Consider the following 309-nt stretch of genomic DNA (forward strand, 5'->3'; position numbering starts at 1 on the left):
GGCTTAAGCCCCTTGTCTTCGGCCCGTTATCTATCGCAACTGAAGTATTGCAATTGAAGCAACGACCAATCCTAATCGCGGGATTCAATCACCCGATCGATCAGGCCGTACTCCTTCGACTCCTCCGCCGACAGCCAATAATCCCGCTCCGTATCCTTCTTCACCTTCTCCAGGCTTTGGCCCGTCCGCAGCGCCAGGATTTCATCCAACTGGCTGCGGGTTTTCAGGATTTCCTTGGCCTCAATGTCGATATCCGTGGCTTGGCCGCGGAACCCGCCCATACTCGGCTGGTGAATCATGATCCGGGCG

General features: G+C 56.0%; 1 protein-coding gene. It reads right to left on the minus strand.

Features of this window, described 5'->3' with window-relative positions:
* Positions 1 to 71: 71 nt before the first annotated feature.
* A partial coding sequence (locus AMR42_RS21195; RefSeq protein WP_234406975.1) for an ATP-dependent Clp protease proteolytic subunit occupies positions 72 to 309 on the minus strand: 238 nt, incomplete at its 5' end.

This window comes from Limnothrix sp. PR1529 (assembly GCF_002742025.1).
Taxonomy (GTDB): domain Bacteria; phylum Cyanobacteriota; class Cyanobacteriia; order CACIAM-69d; family CACIAM-69d; genus CACIAM-69d.